At 69.1% G+C, this 17,276-nt stretch carries 16 protein-coding genes; 7 read left to right on the forward strand and 9 right to left on the reverse strand.

Going from position 1 to position 17,276, the window contains the following annotated elements; genetic code table 11:
• Positions 1–139 precede the first annotated feature (139 nt).
• Positions 140–1,216 (reverse strand): FAD-dependent oxidoreductase, encoded by a 1,077-nt coding sequence (locus tag EA796_RS21075; RefSeq protein ID WP_122110037.1) that lies wholly within the window; start codon positions 1,214–1,216, stop codon positions 140–142.
• A complete protein-coding gene (locus tag EA796_RS21080; protein ID WP_122110038.1) occupies positions 1,213–2,226 on the reverse strand; it encodes an AraC family transcriptional regulator in 1,014 nt (337 codons plus the stop codon). Before EA796_RS21080 ends, EA796_RS21075 begins: the two co-directional genes overlap by 4 nt.
• Before the next feature lie 104 nt (positions 2,227–2,330).
• Here EA796_RS21080 and EA796_RS21085 point away from each other — a divergent pair, with 104 nt between their 5' ends.
• The gene (locus EA796_RS21085; RefSeq protein WP_122110039.1) at positions 2,331–3,392 is read left to right on the forward strand and encodes a fatty acid desaturase; all 1,062 of its coding nucleotides are present in this window, start codon (positions 2,331–2,333) and stop codon (positions 3,390–3,392) included.
• A gap of 32 nt (positions 3,393–3,424) precedes the next feature.
• Here the strand turns inward: EA796_RS21085 and EA796_RS21090 are convergent, their stop codons facing one another.
• The 5 genes from EA796_RS21090 to rpmB form a co-directional block, all read right to left on the reverse strand.
• The gene (locus tag EA796_RS21090; protein WP_158603105.1) at positions 3,425–4,135 is read right to left on the reverse strand and encodes a DUF3047 domain-containing protein; all 711 of its coding nucleotides are present in this window, start codon (positions 4,133–4,135) and stop codon (positions 3,425–3,427) included.
• Entirely contained in the window at positions 4,135–6,276 is a 2,142-nt protein-coding gene (locus EA796_RS21095) for an FAD-dependent oxidoreductase (RefSeq protein WP_122110041.1), read from the reverse strand. The genes EA796_RS21090 and EA796_RS21095 overlap by 1 nt, the downstream gene beginning before the upstream one ends.
• Before the next feature lie 46 nt (positions 6,277–6,322).
• Positions 6,323–7,288 (reverse strand): arsenosugar biosynthesis radical SAM (seleno)protein ArsS, encoded by a 966-nt coding sequence (gene arsS, locus EA796_RS21100; protein ID WP_021443891.1) that lies wholly within the window; start codon positions 7,286–7,288, stop codon positions 6,323–6,325.
• A gap of 237 nt (positions 7,289–7,525) precedes the next feature.
• Entirely contained in the window at positions 7,526–7,681 is a 156-nt protein-coding gene (gene rpmG, locus EA796_RS21105; RefSeq protein ID WP_003464575.1) for a 50S ribosomal protein L33, read from the reverse strand.
• A 10-nt stretch (positions 7,682–7,691) separates the two neighbouring features.
• Entirely contained in the window at positions 7,692–7,928 is a 237-nt protein-coding gene (gene rpmB, locus EA796_RS21110) for a 50S ribosomal protein L28 (protein WP_021444015.1), read from the reverse strand.
• A gap of 353 nt (positions 7,929–8,281) precedes the next feature.
• Here rpmB and EA796_RS21115 point away from each other — a divergent pair, with 353 nt between their 5' ends.
• Complete coding sequence (locus EA796_RS21115) at positions 8,282–9,859, forward strand: ABC transporter substrate-binding protein (RefSeq protein ID WP_122110042.1); 1,578 nt, start codon at positions 8,282–8,284, stop codon at positions 9,857–9,859.
• Between the two features lie 62 nt (positions 9,860–9,921).
• Here EA796_RS21115 and radC read toward each other — a convergent pair whose 3' ends face one another.
• Positions 9,922–10,596, reverse strand: a complete 675-nt coding sequence (radC, locus tag EA796_RS21120; RefSeq protein ID WP_122110043.1) for a DNA repair protein RadC — start codon at positions 10,594–10,596, stop codon at positions 9,922–9,924.
• A 139-nt stretch (positions 10,597–10,735) separates the two neighbouring features.
• Here radC and coaBC point away from each other — a divergent pair, with 139 nt between their 5' ends.
• The 5 genes from coaBC to EA796_RS21145 all read left to right on the forward strand — a co-directional run bounded on the left by coaBC (position 10,736) and on the right by EA796_RS21145 (position 16,639).
• Positions 10,736–11,944 carry a bifunctional phosphopantothenoylcysteine decarboxylase/phosphopantothenate--cysteine ligase CoaBC gene (gene coaBC, locus EA796_RS21125; protein ID WP_122110044.1) on the forward strand — a complete coding sequence of 403 codons (1,209 nt, stop codon included), beginning with the start codon at positions 10,736–10,738 and terminating at the stop codon, positions 11,942–11,944.
• A gap of 2 nt (positions 11,945–11,946) precedes the next feature.
• On the forward strand, positions 11,947–12,402 hold the full coding sequence (gene dut, locus EA796_RS21130) for a dUTP diphosphatase (RefSeq protein WP_122110045.1): 456 nt from the start codon (positions 11,947–11,949) through the stop codon (positions 12,400–12,402).
• Positions 12,403–13,627: 1,225 nt separating this feature from the next.
• On the forward strand, positions 13,628–15,022 hold the full coding sequence (algC, locus tag EA796_RS23370; protein ID WP_218567645.1) for a phosphomannomutase/phosphoglucomutase: 1,395 nt from the start codon (positions 13,628–13,630) through the stop codon (positions 15,020–15,022).
• Positions 15,023–15,045: 23 nt separating this feature from the next.
• The gene (argB, locus tag EA796_RS21140) at positions 15,046–15,951 is read left to right on the forward strand and encodes an acetylglutamate kinase (RefSeq protein WP_021446444.1); all 906 of its coding nucleotides are present in this window, start codon (positions 15,046–15,048) and stop codon (positions 15,949–15,951) included.
• Positions 15,952–16,192: 241 nt separating this feature from the next.
• Positions 16,193–16,639, forward strand: a complete 447-nt coding sequence (locus EA796_RS21145) for a thioesterase family protein (protein ID WP_122110047.1) — start codon at positions 16,193–16,195, stop codon at positions 16,637–16,639.
• A gap of 11 nt (positions 16,640–16,650) precedes the next feature.
• Here EA796_RS21145 and EA796_RS21150 read toward each other — a convergent pair whose 3' ends face one another.
• Positions 16,651–17,253, reverse strand: coding sequence for a DUF4124 domain-containing protein (locus EA796_RS21150; protein ID WP_021446446.1), 603 nt, complete (start codon positions 17,251–17,253; stop codon positions 16,651–16,653).
• Positions 17,254–17,276: the final 23 nt, after the last annotated feature.

Below are 17,276 nucleotides of genomic sequence, written 5' to 3' on the forward strand. Positions count from 1 at the left end.
CTTCCCGCGCAACCTGACGCAGGCTACGCGATCGACAGGCCCGGCGGCAAAGACGCGCGCAACTCGGGCAGGATGGAATCGATTCGAACACCTTGGAAGCAGCAGCACCATCGCACTTTGGTCGCAGCTGGCTGCGACCTTAACCCACCAGACGATGACGCTGGATAAAGCGTTGATCCAGCCAATCCTTGCAGCGCCCGTAGAACTGCCCGCCGGCGCTCCAGTCGTGCCAGGCGAGCAGCGCGCCGCCGTCGCCGGTGGCCAGCAGCGCCAGGCTGTGGCGCTGCGGGCGGTACTGGCGCAGCGGCCGGCCCTGCAGCGCCGCCTGCAGGTTGGCCGCCAGCACCGGGCCCTGGCGCACCGCGTAGACGCCGCTGCGCCGCGCGCCAGCCAGGCTGGCGCAGTCGCCGACGGCGAACAGCTGGGCATGGGACTGGCTCTGCAGGCTCGGGCGAATGGCGACGAAACCCTGCTCGTCGCAGGCCAGGCCGCTGGCCGCCAGCCAGGGCCAGGCGCGTGCGCCGCTGGCCAGCAGCAGACGCCGGCCGCACCACACCGGCTCGTCGCCGCTGAGCAGCCAGTCGTCCTCGATCCGCCCGATCGGGCAGTGCTCGCGCACCTGCACGCCGCGCTGACGCAGGTGGCCGAGGGCGCGCAGGCGCAGGCCCGGGGCGTGCCCGGCGAGCAGCGGGCCGGCGCAGAACAGCGCCAGCGCCGGCACCTGCCCGGCCAGCGCCAGGGCCAGCTCGACCCCCGCCGCGCCGCCGCCGAGGATGGCCAGGCGCCGTGGCTCGGCCTGCCACTGCTGCCAGCCGGCGAGAAAACCGGCGAAGGGTTTCACCGCCAGCAGCTGCATGGCGTCGCCCTGCTGCGGCGGCGCGGCCACCGCGGCGCCGACATTGAGCGCCAGCCACTCGGCCGCAAGGCGCCGGCCATCTGCAAGTTCGACCTGGCGGCTGGTGGCATCCAGCGCGGCGATCTCGCCCTCGATCAGCTCCACCTTGGCCGCGCGGCACAGCGGCTGCAGTTCCAGGCGACAGTCGGCGGCGGCGTAGCGCCCGGCCAGCAGACCCGGCAGCATCCCCGAATACCAGGCCTCGGGGCCGGGGCTGAGCAGGGCGATGCGTCCCGGCGGGCGCTCCACCAGGGCCCAGCGGCGCAGCACGCCGAGGTGGGCATGGCCGGCACCGGCCAGCAGCAGGTCGTACTGGCTCATGGCTGCTTCAAGCCGTCGCGGTACTGGCTCGGCGTTTGCCCGGTCCAGCGCTTGAAGGCGCGGCCGAAGCTGCTGCTGTCACTGAAGCCGAGCAGGTAGGCGACCTCGCCGATGGAGCAGCGTGGATCGCGCATATGGCGCAGGGCCAGGGCGTGGCGGGTGTCGCCGAGCAGCGCCTCGTAGCTGGTGCCCTCCTCGGCCAGGTGGCGTTGCAGGCTGCGCAGGCTCAGGTGCAGGGCCTGGGCGATGCGCTCGGCCGAGGGCTCGCCGTCCGGCAGCTGCGTCTCCAGGCAGCTGCGCACCCGCTCGCTGCAACTGGCGGCGCGAAGTTGTTCCAGGCTGCGCTTGAGCACCGCCTCGTTGTGTTCGGCCAGCTCCGGGTTGCCGTCGTCCAGGCGCTGCTCGAAGGCGGCGCGGGGAAAGCGCAGCAGGCTCTCGGCCGCATCGAACTGCAGCGGCGCGCGGAACACCGCCTGCCAGGGCGCGGGATCGGCCGGCGCCGGGCGCTGCAGCTGCACCAGCAGCGGGGCGAAATCACGGCTCAGGCGATTGCGGCAGCTGCGCACGTAGATTGCGGCGAAGGCGTCGAGCGCCTCCGGGGCCGGCGGCGGGCTGCCGGGCGGCACGCGAAAACGGAACTCGTAGGCGTCGTCCAGTTGGCGCAGCTCCAGTTCCAGGGCGTCGCTGACCACCCGGTGGTAGCGCACGATGCGCTCGAACATCTCGCGCAGGCTGCTGCTGGCGATCAGCGCATAGCCCAGGGCGTGGAAGGTGGTCGGGCTGACGTACTGCGAGGTCTTCAGGCCCAGCGCCGGGTCGCCGCTGGCCGCCACCGCCAGTTGCCACAGGCGCGTGGTCACCGACAACGGGCAGCGCGCGTTGGGGTCGTCGAGCAGCGCCGGTTCGAGGCCGGCGGCGTGGCACAGCGCGGCGCTGTCCAGGCCCAGGGCGTCGAGCTGCTTGCGCAGGGCGCGGGTCCAGCTGGCCAGGGTGGTGGGTTCGGCGGTCATTGCAGGTTGGCGTGTCCGGTAGGCAGGTTGGCGTGCTCGGTCGGGCGCGTTGGCGGGCGCGGCGGCACAGTAGCGTCACTGTCCAAGCACAAGAGGATGTCGGCATGTCCCCCTCCCCCGCAAGCCTTAATGACCAGCAACGCGCCGCGCTGATCCGCGAACGGGTGATGGCCCACGGCAACGCCCTGCGCCAGCGCTACCCGATCCTGCAGCACCAGGACGCCCTCGGCGCCGCCATCCTCGCCTTCGCCCTGGCCGGCATGCTCGGCTCGGCCGCGCTGTATATCGGCGGGCACATGGCCTGGTGGGCCTGCCTGCTGCTCAACGCCTTCTTCGCCTCGCTGACCCACGAGCTGGAGCACGACCTGATCCACTCGATGTACTTCCGCAAACGCCCGGTGCCGCACAACCTGATGCTGGCGCTGGTCTGGCTGGCGCGGCCGAGCACCATCAACCCCTGGGTGCGCCGCCACCTGCACCTGAACCACCACAAGGTCTCCGGCAGCGAGGCCGACATGGAGGAGCGCGCCATCACCAACGGCGAGCCCTGGGGCCTGGCGCGCCTGCTGATGGTCGGCGACAACATGATGAGTTCCTTCATTCGCTGGCTACGGGCGAAGAACCCCGAGCACCGCCGGCTGATCCTCAGCCGCACGCTCAAGGTCTATGCGCCGCTGGGCCTGCTCAACTGGGCGACCTGGTACCTGTTCCTCGGCTTCCATCTGCTCGACTGGGCCGCCGCCGCCCTGGGCGCCCCGATCGCCTGGTCGGCCACCACCCTGGGCCTGATGCAGGTGGTGAACGTCGCCGTGGTGGTGCTGGTCGGGCCCAATGTGCTGCGCACCTTCTGCCTGCACTTCGTCAGCTCCAACATGCACTACTACGGCGACGTCGAGCCGGGCAACGTGATCCAGCAGACCCAGGTGCTCAACCCCTGGTGGCTGTGGCCGCTGCAGGCGTTCTGCTGCAATTTCGGCAGCAGCCACGCGATCCATCATTTCGTGGTCAAGGAGCCCTTCTACATCCGCCAGCTGACCGTGCCCTTCGCCCACCAGGTGATGCGCGAGATGGGCGTGCGCTTCAACGACTTCGGCACCTTCACCCGCGCCAATCGCTGGACCCGTCGCGCCCCGCAAGCCGCCGGCGGGCGCCCCCAGACCGCCTGACGTTCACCTGGCCGCGGTGCGCACGGCGCACCCTAGCGGGTCTCGATTAGCTCGGGCGCGGCGAAAGAGCTGTCGACGCGCTCGCCGGTGTTGTCGCTGTCGGCGGCGAAGACCACGCCGAGGATGCGCCGCGGCGCGCGGCCGAAGGCGGCGATGGCGTCGCTGCGCAGGTCGCGCGACTCCGCCAGCCACTGCCCCAGCGGCGCCTCCGGGCCGCGCAGCACGCGCATCTCCACCGTCTCGCTGTAGGCGCTGCGGGCGTGGCTGCCCGGTGCTTTGCGGTTGTCCCAGACGTAGCTCAGGGTCGCCGCCGGCAAGTCGGGGTCGAAGAAGGTGCGCGCCAGGCGCAGCTTCTGCCGGGTAAGGAAGGTGAGCGACTCCAGCGGGTAATCCAGCAGCACATAGACCCGCGCCACGTAGTCGTCGCCCTCGCGGGTGGCGAAGCGCGCCTGTTCCAGCCGCTGCTCGCTGCGCCACTGCCAGCTCAGTTGCCAGGGCCGCTCGCCGGGCAGCTCCAGCGGATGCAGCAGGCCGCCGGCGGCGGCAGCGGCCTGGATGCGCAGCACCAACCGGCCGTCCTGCTCGACCAGGCTGCGCTGCGCCGGCGTGATCTTCGGGATATCGGCCAGGCGCCAGGGCGGCGACCACGGGCCGCCCGGCGGGCCGGCCGTCCACGGCGTCAGCCGGTTCTCCGCCAGTGCCGGCGCCGCGACCAACAGCAGCGCGAGCCACAGCGCCCGCATCAGCCGCGCCTCCAGGCGTGAAAACGCTCGACCCAGCGCAGCAGCCCCTGCGGCGCATGGGCGCGCTTCCATTGCCCGGCCGCGTATTTGTTGGCCTCGCTCAGGGTCGGGTAGCTGTGGGTGGTGCCGAGGATCTTGTTCAGGCCGAGGCCGTGCTTCATCGCCAGCACGTACTCGGCGAGCAACTCGCCGGCCTGGGCGCCGACTATGCTCACGCCGAGAATGCGGTCGCGCCCCGGCTCGGTCAGCACCTTCACATAGCCGCGGGCGACGTCGTCGACTATGGCCCGGTCCAGGTCGTCGAGGCCAAAGCGGGTCAGCTCGAAGGCGACGCCCTGCTCCTGCGCCTCGCGCTCGCTCAGGCCGACCCGCGCCACCTCGGGGTCGGTGAAGGTGCAATGGGGGATGGTGCGGTAGTCCACCTTGAAGCGCTTGAGGCCGCCGAACAGCGCGTTGACCGCGGCGTACCAGGCCTGGTGCGCGGCAACGTGGGTGTACTGGTGGGGCCCGGTGACGTCGCCCACCGCGTAGATATTGGGAAAGCGCGTGGCCAGGTACTGGTCGGTTTCCAGGCTGCCGTCGGGGCGCAACGCCAGCCCCAGTTCCTCGGCGCCATAGCCGGCGACATGGGGCTGGCGACCGAGCGCCAGCAGCGCGGCGTCGAAGGCGATGCTGCGTTGCTCGCCGCTGCCTAAGTCGCGCACCAGCACGCGCTGCTCGCCCTCGACCAGTTCGAAGCGCTCGACCACGTGGCGCAGGCGCACGTCGACACCGTCGTCGCGCAGGCTGGTCAGCACCAGCGCGCTGGCGTCCTCGTCCTCGCGCGGCAGCAGGCGCGCATTGCGCTGCAGCAGGATCACCTGGCTGCCCAGGCGCTGGAAGGCCTGGGCCAGCTCGCAGCCCACCGGCCCGCCGCCCAGCACCAGCAGCCAGCGCGGCTGCTGGCGCAGGCTCCAGATGCTCTCGCTGGTATAGCTACGCACCTGCTCCAGGCCGGGAATCTCCGGCACCCGCGGCCGCGCCCCGGCGGCGATGACGATGCTGCGTGCGGTCATACGCTCACCGTTCACCTCCACCGCCCAGGGCGACACCAGTTTCGCCTGGCCCTGGATCACCTCGACGCCCAGGCCGCTGTAGCGCTCGACCGAATCATGCGGCTCGATGGCGGCGATCACATTCTGGATGCGCTGCATCACCGCGGCGAAATCCACCTGGCCCTGCACCCCGCGCAGGCCCAGCGCCTCGGCACGGCCCAGCTCATGGGCCAGCTTGGCCGAACGCAGCAGCGCCTTGGACGGCACGCAGCCGCTGTGCAGGCAGTCGCCGCCCATCCGGTGCTTCTCGATCAGGCCGACCTTGGCCTTGACCGCCGCGGCGATATAGGCGCTGACCAGGCCGCCGGCGCCGGCGCCGATCACCAGCAGGTTGCGCTCGAAGCGCTTGGGCTTGTGCCAGCCGGCATAGACCCGGCGCGCCTGGAGCACATCGAGCGCACGCCGGGCCAGCAAGGGGAAAACGCCGAGCAGAACGAAGGCGCCGAGCAGCCCCGGCGAGAGGATGCCGGCCAGCGACTCCAGCTGGCCCAGCTCGCGCCCGGCGTTCACGTAGACCAGGGTGCCGGGCAGCATGCCCAGCTGGCTGACCCACCAGTAGGTACGCAGCGGCAGGCGGGTCAGGCCCATGGCCAGGTTGATCAGAAAGAACGGGAACACCGGCACCAGGCGCAGGGCGAACAGGTAGAAGGCCCCCTCGCGCTCGACCCCGGCATCGATCCCGGCCAGACGCCGGCCGAAGCGCTGCTGCACCCAGTCGCGCAGCAGGAAACGGCTGCTGAGCATGGCCAGGCTGGCGCCCAGGGTCGAGGCGAAGGACACCAGCACCAAGCCTTCGAGCAGACCGAATAGCGCGCCGCCGAGCAGGGTCATCAGTGCCGCACCCGGCAGGGACAGCGCCGTTACCAGCACATAGGCGAGAAAGAACAGCCCGGCGGCCTGCCAGGGCTGGGCGGCGACTTGGGCATTCAGCGCGGCTTGCTGCGCCTTGAGCGCGTCGAGGCTGAGGTACTGGCCGAGGTCGAAGACGAAGAAGCTGCCCAGCAGCGCCAAGATCAGGCCCATCAGGGCCAGTTTGCGGCTATTCATCGGTCAGCGCCTCCCGCGCGTCTCGTAGGTGCGCACGGCGCACGGCCTAGTCATGCAGCGCACCGCCGCAACTGGAGCCCTGCCCGGCGGTGCAGGCGAAGCAGTGGTCGCGGCTGACGATGGGGTTGCCGTCCAGACGCGCATCGAGCAGGTCGCGCAGATGGGCACGCTCACGGCCGATCAACGCCAGCGGCAGATCGAGCATCTGGTTGAAGTCGCAGTCGTAGAGGTAGCCCTGCCAGTCGACGCTGACCAGGCTGCGGCACATCAGGCCCTCCAGATTCTCCGGCCGGTAGCTGTCGCGCAGCAGCTGCATATAGGCGGCGAACTGGCCCTTGCTGACCAGGGTGCTGCCGAAGCGGGCGATGGGCTGGTTGGTGATGCACAGCAGGTGGTCGAAGCGGACGCCGAAGTCCTCGGCCAGGTGGCGCTTGTAGTCGGCCTCCAGCGCCGCCTGCGGCGGCGGCAGGCTGGGGCCCTGCGGGTTGTACACCAGGTTGAGCAGCAGGCCGCTGCCGGGTTGGCCGTAGCCGAGGGCGTTGAGCCGCCTGAGGCCGGCGATGCTGGCGGCGAACACCCCGTCGCCGCGCTGGCGGTCGACGTTCTCGCGCGAGTAGCAGGGCAGCGAGGCGGTGACCTCGACGCCGGCGCCGGCGAGGAACTCGGCCAGGTCTTCCTGGCCCGGCTCGCCGAGTATGGTCAGGTTGCAGCGGTCGATCACCCGCAGGCCCTCGCGCCGCGCGTGCCGCACTATCTCGCGAAAGCGCGGGTGCAGCTCCGGGGCGCCGCCGGTGAGATCCAGGGTGTGCACCGGATGGGCATCGATCACCCGATGCAGCACCGCCAGGCACTCGTCGCTCATGGCCTCGGTGCGGGTCGGCCCGGCGTTGACGTGACAATGCAGGCAGCGCTGGTTGCAGCGGTAAGTCAGGTTGACCTGCAGCGCTTCCAGCACACCGCGACGGATGGGCGGAAAGGCCAGCTGGTCGAGCAGGGGCAGCATGGCGTGCATCAACAAGTCCTCGGCGACGGCCAGCCATTAGAGCAGGTCTGGCGTGCCTCGTTACAGCATGGGCCGAAATCGCCGCCAAGCCCAGGGGCCGAGACATCGTTGCGAGGCTGGAGCGGGCTCCGCCTGCAGATCCGGCGACGGCGCCCGGGTCGAGCATGGCGATACCCGGCGCCGCAGAAATCGCAGGCACAAAAAAGCCCGCCATGCGGCGGGCTTCTTCAACAGGTCGCCGATCAATTACTTGATCTTGGCTTCCTTGTACATCACGTGCTTACGCACGACCGGATCGAATTTCTTGATTTCGATCTTGTCGGGGGTGGTGCGCTTGTTCTTGTCGGTGGTGTAGAAGTGGCCGGTACCGGCGCTGGACACCAAACGGATCAATTCACGCATGACTCTCTCCTTAAACCTTTTCGCCGCGAGCGCGCAGCTCGGCCAGCACTACGTCGATGCCACGCTTGTCGATGACACGCATGCCCTTGGCAGAGACGCGCAGACGCACGAAGCGATTCTCGGACTCGACCCAGAAGCGATGGTGCTGCAGGTTCGGCAGGAAACGACGACGGGTTTTGTTGTTTGCGTGGGAAATGTTGTTCCCGGTTACCGGACCCTTACCGGTAACTTGACAGACTCTCGACATGCCTCAGCCCTCTAAAACCACATGCCCAACCCGGCATGGGTTGGCCGCTTAAACTCAATGTCATTGGCGCTCGGCGCCGCGTTTCTCGAGGGTCTTACCGGGCGCACTGCAAAGCGCAAGAACCGGGCCCCTAGAAAAGAGCGCTGCTTTATACCAGAAAGCCCCTGGCGCAACAAGGGAAAGCGCAGGATAAAAACAGTCCCCCGCTCCCCGCCACCCAGCCGCCCCGGAGCCTGCCGGGGTTCACCCAGGCTCGACCATTCGTCGCCCGAAGCGGTATTCAGCTCCCGGCAAATCGACTAGGGTTAGGTCGTTGCCGGCCAACCCGGCGTTCCGTGAAGAAGGAGTTCGCCATGCGCCTGGCTCTCGCCGCCCTGCTCTGCGCCCCGCTACTGGCCCAGGCCGCCACCCTCAGCGTGTGCACCGAGGCCAGCCCGGAAGGTTTCGACGTGGTGCAGTACAACTCGCTGACCACCACCAACGCCTCGGCCGACGTGCTGATGAACCGCCTGGTGGAGTTCGACGCCGAACAGGGCCAGTTGCTGCCGAGCCTGGCGCGCAGCTGGTCGATCTCGGACGACGGCCTGGTCTACGACTTCCAGTTGCGCGACGACGTGCGCTTCCACCAGACCGCCGAGTTCACCCCGAGCCGGCCGCTGAATGCCGACGACGTGCTATTTAGCTTCCAGCGCATGCTCGACCCCGCCCACCCCTGGCACCAGAGCGCCGCCAGCGGCTACCCGCACGCCCAATCGATGCAGTGGCCGAGCCTGATCGCCGGCGTCGAGGCGCCGGATGCGCATAGCGTGCGCATCCGCCTGAACCGCCGCGACGCCACCTTCCTCGCCACCCTGAGCATGGGCTTCGCCTCGATCTACCCGGCCGAATACGCCGCCCAGCTGCTCGCAGCCGGCACCCCGGAAAAACTCAACAGCGCGCCGGTGGGCAGCGGTCCCTTCGTCTTCGAGCGCTTCCAGAAGGATGCCGTGGTGCGCTACCGCGCCAACCCCGAGTACTTCGCCGGCAAGCCGGCCGTCGACCGCCTGTTGTTCGCCATCACCCCGGACAGCAACGTGCGCCTGCAGAAACTGCGCCGCGGCGAATGCCAGATCGCCCTGTCGCCCAAGCCGCAGGACGTGCAGGCCATCGCCGCCGACGCCAAGCTCAAAAGCGCGCAGACCGCGGCCTTTATGACCGCCTTCGTCGGCATCAACAGCCAGCACCCGCCGCTGGACAAGCCGCAGGTGCGCCAGGCGATCAACCTGGCCTTCGACAAGGCCAGCTACGTCAAGGCGGTGTTCGAGGGCAGCGCCGAGCCGGCCAGCGGGCCCTACCCGCCCAATACCTGGAGCTATGCCGACGAGTTGCCCGGTTACCCCCATGACCCGGAACGGGCCCGCGCCCTGCTGGCCGAGGCCGGCCTGAGCGAGGGTTTCAAGACCACCATCTGGACCCGGCCGAGCGGCAGCCTGCTCAACCCCAACCCCAGCCTCGGCGCCCAGCTGCTGCAGGCCGACCTGGCCAAGGTCGGCATCGCTGCCGAGATCCGCGTGATCGAATGGGGCGAGCTGATTCGCCGCGCCAAGGCCGGCGAGCACGACCTGCTGTTCATGGGCTGGGCCGGCGACAACGGCGACCCGGACAATTTCCTCACCCCGCAATTCGCCTGCGCCTCGGTGCAGTCCGGGCTGAACTTCGCCCGCTACTGCGACGAAGCGCTGGACCAGCTGATCGCCGCCGGCAAGGCCAGCAGCGACCAGGCCGAACGCAGCCGCCTGTATCGGCAGGCGCAACAGATCATCCAGGAGCAGGCGCTGTGGCTGCCGCTGGCCCACCCCACCGCCTTCGCCCTGATTAGCGACAAGGTGCAGGGCTATACCGTCAGCCCCTTTGGCCGGCTGAATTTCGCCGCGGTAAGCCTGGCACCTTGAGCCGGGCACACTCGTGGGCAGGGCGCACCGGTGCGTCCTGCACGGTTGCCTTCACCGCCCTGCTACATCCAGCCCAGCTCGGCCATCGACAAGGGCTCGCCGTCGCCGACGATGAAATGGTCGAGCACCCGCACGTCCACCAGCGCCAGCGCGTCCTTGAGGCGCTGGGTCAGCACGCGGTCGGCCTGGCTCGGCTCGGCGACGCCGGATGGATGGTTGTGGGTCAGAATCAGTGCGGCGGCGTTGTGCGCCAGGGCGCGCTTGACCACCTGCCGCGGGTAGACGCTGGCGCTGTCGATGCTGCCGTGAAACAGCGCCTCGAAGGCCAGCACGCGGTGCTTGGCGTCGAGGAACAGGCAACCGAACACCTCGTGCGGCTCGTGGCGCAGCAGCGCCTTGAGGTAGTCGCGCACCGCCTGCGGGCTTTCCAGCGCGGAGTCGCGGCGCAGCCGTTCGGCCAAGTGGCGGCGGGCCATTTCCAGCACCGCCTGCAACTGCGCGTACTTGGCCGGGCCCAGGCCCAGGTGCTGGCTGAAATCGGCCAGATCGGCCTGCAGCAGGGCCCGCAGACTGCCGAACTCGGCGAGCAGCTGGCGCGCCAGGTCCACCGCGCTCCTACCCGCCACCCCGGTGCGCAGGAAGATCGCCAGCAGCTCCGCATCGGTCAGCGAGGCGGCGCCCTGGGCCAGGAGTTTTTCCCGCGGGCGCTCCGCCGCGGGCCAATCGCGAATGCTCATCTCACCTCCTTGTCCGAGCCAGGCGCCCGCTGCTCCGCTGCGGGCGCTGTGCTATCGTAGCCCATCTTTTTACGCGGGGCCGGCCTGGGGAGGCGTTGGCACCGTGGCGCACATCCACCTGTATATAAAAGGCAGGCCTATGCAGCGGCTGTATCGCAAACGCATCATCGTCGGCGTCGGTGGCGGCATCGCCGCCTACAAGAGCGCCGAACTGGTGCGCCGACTCAAGGATCAGGGCGCCGAAGTGCGCGTGGTGATGACCCAGGGCGGGCGCGAGTTCATCACCCCGCTGACCCTGCAGGCCCTCTCCGGCCATCCGGTGCACCTCGACCTGCTCGACCCGGCCGCCGAAGCCGCCATGGGCCATATCGAGCTGGCGCGCTGGGCCGACCTGATCCTCATCGCCCCGGCCACCGCCGACCTGATCGCGCGCCTGGCCCAGGGCATCGCCAACGACCTGCTGACCACCCTGGTGCTGGCCACCGATGCGCCGATTGCCCTGGCCCCGGCGATGAACCAGGCGATGTGGCGCGACGCCGCCACCCAGGCCAACCTGGAACTGCTGCAGCAGCGCGGCATGCGCCTGTTCGGCCCGGCCGCAGGCGCCCAGGCGTGCGGCGACGTCGGCCTCGGCCGCATGCTGGAAGCCGAGCAGCTGGCGCAACTGGCCGCCGACTGCTTCCAGCGCCAGGCGCTGGACGGCCTGCATATCCTGATCACCGCCGGGCCGACCCAGGAAAACATCGACCCGGTGCGCTACATCACCAACCACAGCTCCGGCAAGATGGGCTTCGCCCTGGCCGAGGCCGCCGCCGAAGCCGGCGCGCGGGTGACCCTGGTCAGCGGCCCGGTGCACCTGCCGACGCCGGACCGGGTCAGCCGCATCGACGTGGTCAGCGCCCGCGACATGCTCGCTGCCTGCGAAGCGGCGATGCCCTGCGACGTGCTGATCGCCGCCGCCGCAGTGGCCGACTACCGCCCGGAAGTGGTCGCCCAGCACAAATTGAAGAAAGACCCCACCAGCGGTGATGGGCTGCTCCTGCAAATGGTGCGCAACCCGGATATCCTCGCCACCATCGCCGGCCGCGCCGATCGCCCGTTCAGCGTCGGCTTCGCCGCCGAGACCGAGAACCTGCTCGAATACGCCTCGCGCAAGCTGCGCGACAAGAACCTCGACCTGATCGTCGCCAACGATGTGGCCAACCCCAGCATCGGCTTCAACAGCGAGGAAAACGCCATCACCGTGATCGACCGCGAGCTGCAGCAGAGCAGCTTCGCCCAGACCAGCAAGGGCAAGATCGCCCGCCAGTTGATCACCCTTATCGCCGACCGCCTGAACAAGAACTGACCATGCACGCTTTGCAAGCCAAGATCCTCGACCCCCGCCTCGGCCAGGACTTTCCCCTGCCGCAGTACGCCACACCCGGTTCGGCCGGCCTCGACCTGCGCGCCATGCTCAAGGAGGACGTCGTTCTCGAGCCTGGCCAGACCCTGCTGATCCCCACCGGCCTGTCGATCTATATCGGCGATCCGAACCTGGCCGCGCTGATCCTGCCGCGCTCGGGCCTGGGCCACAAACACGGCATCGTCCTCGGCAACCTGGTCGGCCTGATCGACTCGGACTACCAGGGCGAGCTGATGGTGTCGTGCTGGAATCGCGGCCAGAGCGCGTTCCGCATCGCCGTCGGCGAGCGCATCGCCCAGCTGGTGCTGGTACCGGTGGTGCAGGCGCATTTCGAGTTGGTCGAGGAGTTCGACGAGAGCCAGCGCGGCGCCGGCGGCTTCGGCCACTCCGGCAGCCACTGAGCCCAATGCCAACACGGACGACCCGCCGAGGAGCCCCCGCGTGAAACTCTTCAAGCGCACCGCCAAGGAAGCCGACAGGCCTCTGAACGACGCCGCGGCAGCGAAACAGCCGACCGGCAAAGCGCTCGGCCCCTTGCTGCCCGGCCTGCTCGCCGCCGCCCTCGGCATCGGCGCCGGCGGCGCCCTGCTGTGGTTCGCGCAGAACAGCGACAGCCAGGCCCGCCAGGCCGAGCTGACCCAGGCCATCGGCAGCAGCCAGGCCGCCGCCGTGCAGCAGGCACTCAAGCAACTGCTGGCCGACAACCTCGCCGCCGCGCGCAACCCCGAGCTGCTGCAGGCGCTGCAGAGCGGCGACAACCAACAGCAACGCGACGCCGAGCGACGCCTGGGCTACTGGGACGGCGTGGTCGACGCCCACCTCAACCGCCGCGCCGAAGCGGTGCAGGACGGCAGCCGCGCTGCGCCGATGAACTTCGCCGGACTGGACATGCTGCGCCGCGCCGAAAGCGGCCAGCAGCCGGCAGTGGAGGCCTATCGGGTCGGCGACCGCTGGCTGGCCTACAGCGCCGTGGCGCTGCGCCTGAACGACAACCAGCCGGCGCAGGGCACCCTGCTGCTGGCCGTCGACCTCCAGCGCCTGCTCGCCAGCCTGCCGCCGCTGCCGGCGGAGCTCGGCCAGCTGCAACTGGTGCAGAAGTTCGGCAACAGCCCGCCCCAGGTGTTGCTGCAACGCGGCCAGAGCGAGGGCGGCACAGCGCAGAGCTTCGCCACCGGCAACCCCAACTGGACGCTCAGCTTCGCCCCCGGCCCGGCCCTGGCCAGCGGCCTGCCGCCGACCCTGCTCGGCCTCGCCGCCCTGCTCGCCCTGGGCGGCGCGCTGATCGGCCTGATGCTGCTGCAGGGCGCGCAGCAGCGCCGCCTGCTCGACGACGTTCAGCGACTCGCGCAGATGCTCAAAGAACTCTCCGCGGGCAAAGCCGTCAAAGCCATCAGCCTGAGCCTGCCGGCCCTGGACAGCCTGGCCCAGGGCCTGGCGCGCCTGCCGCGCCGCAGCAACGAAAGTGCCGGCAGTGCCACAGGCAACGGAACAACCGCGGCCCCCGCCGCCCAGCCCGCGAGCAAGCCGGCGGAGGCGGTCGACCCGCTGTTCCAGGACACCGATATCCTCGATATCGACATTCTCGACGACGACCAGGATCTCCTGGGACTGGAGCAGACACCCGCAATGACCATTAGCCAAAGCGCCCCGACCCTCCCCGCCGACATCTTCCGCGCCTACGACATCCGCGGTGTGGTGGGCGACAGCCTGACCGCAGAAACCGCCTACTGGATCGGCCGCGCCGTCGGTTCGCAGAGCCTGGCGCAGGGCGAGCCCAACGTCATCGTCGGCCGTGACGGCCGCCTGTCCGGCCCCGAGCTGCTGCAGCAACTGGTGCAGGGCCTGCTCGACTGCGGCTGCCAGGTCACCGACGTCGGCATGGTGCCGACCCCGGTGGTGTACTTCGCCGCCAACGTGCTCGAAGGCCGCTCCGCGGTGATGCTCACCGGCAGCCACAACCCACCGGACTACAACGGCTTCAAGATCGTCATCGCCGGCGACACCCTGGCCAACGAACAGATCCAGGCGCTCAAGGCACGCATCGACAACAACGACCTGGCCAGCGGCGTCGGCAGCGTGCAACAGGTCGACGTGCTGGAGCGCTACTTCAAGACCATCCGCGACGACATCGCCCTGGCCAGGCCGCTCAAGGTGGTGGTCGATTGCGGCAACGGCGCCGCCGGGGTGATCGCCCCGCAACTGATCGAGGCCCTCGGCTGCAGCGTGATCCCGCTGTTCTGCGAAGTCGACGGCACCTTCCCCAACCACCACCCGGACCCGGGCAAGCCGGAGAACCTGGTCGACCTGATCGCCCGGGTCAAGGCGGAAAACGCCGACCTCGGCCTGGCCTTCGACGGCGACGGCGACCGCGTCGGCGTGGTGACCAACACCGGCACCATCGTCTACCCGGACCGCTTGCTGATGCTGTTCGCCAAGGACGTGGTGTCGCGCAATCCCGGCGCCGACATCATCTTCGACGTCAAATGCACCCGCCGCCTGACCCCGCTGATCAGCGGCTACGGCGGTCGCCCGGTGATGTGGAAGACCGGCCACTCGCTGATCAAGAAGAAGATGAAGGAAACCGGCGCGCTGCTGGCCGGCGAGATGAGCGGGCACATCTTCTTCAAGGAGCGCTGGTACGGCTTCGACGACGGCATCTACAGCGCCGCGCGCCTGCTGGAAATCCTCAGCCTCGACAAGCGCGATGCCGAGTTGGTGTTCAACGCCTTCCCCAGCGACATCGCCACCCCGGAGATCAACATCCAGGTCACCGAGCAGAGCAAGTTCCCGCTGATCGAGCGCCTGCAGCGCGAAGGCCAGTGGGGCGAAGCCAACCTCACCAGCATCGACGGCGTGCGCGTCGACTATCCCAAGGGCTGGGGCCTGATCCGCGCCTCCAACACCACGCCGGTGCTGGTGCTGCGCTTCGAGGCCGACACCCAGGAAGAGTTGCAGCGTATCCAGGATGTGTTCCGCGGCCAACTGCACAAGGTCGCCCCCGACCTGCAACTGCCCTTTTGATCGATTTGTTCCAGGAGCCCCCCATGACCCTCGAGCGTGACGCCGCCGCCCAGGTTGCCAAGGTACTGTCCGAAGCCCTGCCCTATATCCGCCGCTTCGTCGGCAAGACCCTGGTGATCAAGTACGGCGGCAACGCCATGGAAAGCGAGGAGCTCAAGCAGGGCTTCGCCCGCGACATCGTGCTGATGAAGGCCGTCGGCATCAACCCGGTGGTGGTGCACGGCGGCGGCCCGCAGATCGGCGATCTGCTCAAGCGCCTGTCCATCGAGAGTCATTTCATCGACGGCATGCGCGTTACCGACACCGCCACCATGGACGTGGTGGAGATGGTGCTCGGCGGCCAGGTCAACAAGAGCATCGTCAACCTGATCAACCAGCACGGCGGCAGCGCCATCGGCCTGACCGGCAAGGACGCCGGGCTGATCCGCGCCAAGAAGCTCAAGGTCAGCCGGCAGACGCCGGAAATGACCCAGCCGGAAATCATCGATATCGGCCACGTCGGCGAGGTCACCGGGGTCAACACCGACCTGCTCAACATGCTGGTCAAGGGCGACTTCATCCCGGTGATCGCACCGATTGGCGTCGGCCCGGACGGCGAGTCCTACAACATCAACGCCGATCTGGTGGCCGGCAAGGTCGCCGAAGCGCTCAAGGCCGAGAAGCTGATGCTGCTGACCAATATCGCCGGCCTGATGGACAAGCAGGGCGAAGTGCTCACCGGCCTGACTACCGAGCAGGTCGACGCGCTGATCGCCGACGGCACCATCTACGGCGGCATGCTGCCGAAGATCCGCTGCGCCCTGGAAGCGGTGCAGGGCGGCGTGCACAGCGCGCACATCGTCGACGGCCGGGTGCCCAACGCGGTGCTGCTGGAGATCTTCACCGACAGCGGCGTCGGCACCCTGATCACCAACCGCAAGCGCCATTGAAAAGCGGCCGCTAGCGGCCTGCCGATGCCCCTCTCCCTCCGGGAGAGGGTGCCCGGGCCGTACCACCCAACCGGCGTACTCGCAAAGCCGGTGCGCACGGCCTGGGCGGCCCCGCGACACCCTGTGGGCTAACGCCGGCCATCGAGCCGCTTTATCACCGGCCATCTGTATGGCGACTCGAACTTGCCGCAAGTCCGCGCAAGAGCGACGCTCGCCAGGCACCCCCTGTAACGGAGCGCCCATGAGCAGCCGGCCAGAACCCAGCCAGTTCAGCTTCTTCCACCCCCTGCGCGTGCGCTGGGCCGAGGTCGATCCACAGAGCATCGTCTTCAACGGCCACTACCTGACCTACGCCGACGTCGCCATCACCGAGTATTTCCGCGCCCTCGGCGTGGCCTACCCGGCCGATCTGGCGCAAGACGGCGGCGACTTCTTCGCCATCCGCACCCTGCTCGAATACCGCGCCCCGGCGCGCTTCGACGAGCAGCTGCAGATCGGCATCCGCGCCGCCCGCCTCGGCCGCTCCAGCCTGACCTTCGCCCTCGGCATCTGGCGCGACGGCGAGCTGCTCACCAGCGGCGAGATCGTCTACGTGCATGCCGATGGTGCCACGCGCAGCAGCGCGCCGCTGCCGGGTTGGCTGCGGGAGAAGATTCTGGGCTTCGAGAGGACGGCGCCGCAGAGCTGAGGCGCCAGCGCTTAGGGCTTGGCCTTAGGCGCGCCGAACAGCTCGGCCAACCGCGCACGGTCGGCGGCGAAATCGGCCTCGGCCTTCTTGCGCGCCTCCTGGTAGCGGGCGATATCGCGCAGCAGGCGCTGCTGTTCGTCCTTGAGATTGTTGATCTGCACCAACAGGTGCTCCGGCACCGCCCGTCCGGCACGTTCGTGGTCGGCGGCCTGGCTCTGCAGGTTGGCCTGCTGGGTACGCACCGACTGCAGGTTGCCGCGCGCCACGCTGGTCACCCCGTCCAGCTCGGCGAGCTTGCGCTCGCGGGCCCGGTCGACGTCGTCCAGGTTGGTGTAAAGCCGCAGCAACTGCGCATCGCTGCTGGCACGCGCCTTGTCCGCCTGCATCCGGGCGAACTCCTCGGCCGTCGGCGCCGGCGGGATCACCCGCAGCACCCGGCCCTGGTCGTTGAGCACCTCGTAGCCCTTGGCGATGAACTCCGGTGGCACGCCCTGGCGGCTGAGCACCGTCACGCCCTTGTCGTCGACGTAGCGATACAGCTCGGCGGCCACCCCCGACAACGGCAGTAGCAAGCTGAGCAGCAGCGTACAGCGGGTCAGGAGCGGCTTGGGCATAAGAGGCAGATACCTTGTGCTGG

The organism is Pseudomonas sp. AOB-7, assembly GCF_003696305.1.
Classification (GTDB): Bacteria; Pseudomonadota; Gammaproteobacteria; order Pseudomonadales; family Pseudomonadaceae; genus Aquipseudomonas.